The sequence below is a fragment of the Nonomuraea sp. NPDC049784 genome, from assembly GCF_040659615.1.
Classification (GTDB): Bacteria; Actinomycetota; Actinomycetes; order Streptosporangiales; family Streptosporangiaceae; genus Nonomuraea.
In genome coordinates this window covers 1-1,089 of the sequence record NZ_JBFAMX010001304.1, presented here as the reverse complement: position 1 = coordinate 1,089, position 1,089 = coordinate 1, and the positions used below count along the sequence as shown (strand labels likewise).

Below are 1,089 nucleotides of genomic sequence, written 5' to 3'. Positions count from 1 at the left end.
CTAGAGCCTGTACGGAGTTGAAATCACGGGGATCGCCTGCGGCACGGTCGGCAATCCTGGTAGGCCATCGACATGGCGCGTGGAGACCTCACCGACGAGGAGTGGTCCTTGATCGAGCCTCACTTGCCGCTGGGTGAGCGGGGCCCGATTCCGGACCTTCGGCAGCAGTTCAACGCGGTGATGTGGCGGTTTCGGACGGGCAGCCCGTGGCGGGACCTGCCCACTGAGTACGGGCCCTGGTCCACCGCTTACGACCGGTTCCGCTCCTGGGCGCTGAACGGCGTGTTCGAGCAGCTGATGCAGGCGATGATCGCCGAAGCCGCGGCGCGCGGGCAGGCCGATCTCGACCTGGTCAGCGTGGACTCCACCACCGCCCGTGCCCACCATCATGCCGCCGGGATGGTCTTGGACGGCGAGCTGAGCGCAGCGCTGCAAGAGGCCGCCGAACGGGAAAAGGGGCTTCGTCAAAGGGGCAAAACGCCTGCGGCGGCGACCCCGGCGAAGACGGGCATGGCGACGGGGACGGGCGACGGCGGATACGCCGTCGGCACCGGTTCCGGCTGAAGGCGGCCAAGCTGGGCCGTTCGCGGGGCGGGCTGACCAGCAAGGTGCATCTGTCGGCCGACCGGCGATGCCGTCCGTTGTCCTTCGTCGTGACTGCCGGTCAGGCCGGAGACAGTCCGCAGTTTCGCGCCGTGCTGGAGCGCATCAGGATCCGTCTGCCGGTAGGTCGTCCGCGCACCAGGCCGGGCGCGGTGGCCGCCGATAAGGCGTATTCCTCCCGCGGCAACCGCGCCTACCTGCGCCGACGCGGGATCAAGGCGGTCATTCCGGAGAAGGCTGACCAGGCGGCCAACCGCAAGAAGCGCGGCTCCAGCGGTGGCCGGCCGGTCGGTCATGATGCCGAGCTCTACGAGGAGCGCAACACGGTGGAACGGTGCGTCAATCGGATGAAGGAGTGGCGTGGGCTGGCTTTCCGGTTCGACAAGACGCCCGACAGCTATCTGGCCGGCCTGCACCTACGCGGAGCCGTCTTATGGATCCGAAGCCTCCGGCCAGCCTGAAGATCCGAACTTCGTACACGCTCTA

At 68.0% G+C, this 1,089-nt stretch carries 1 pseudogene; it reads left to right on the top strand.

What is annotated here, in order from left to right:
- Window positions 1-72 precede the first annotated feature (72 nt).
- A pseudogene (locus tag AB0J09_RS65605) lies at window positions 73-1,064 on the top strand (IS5 family transposase).
- Window positions 1,065-1,089 lie beyond the last annotated feature (25 nt).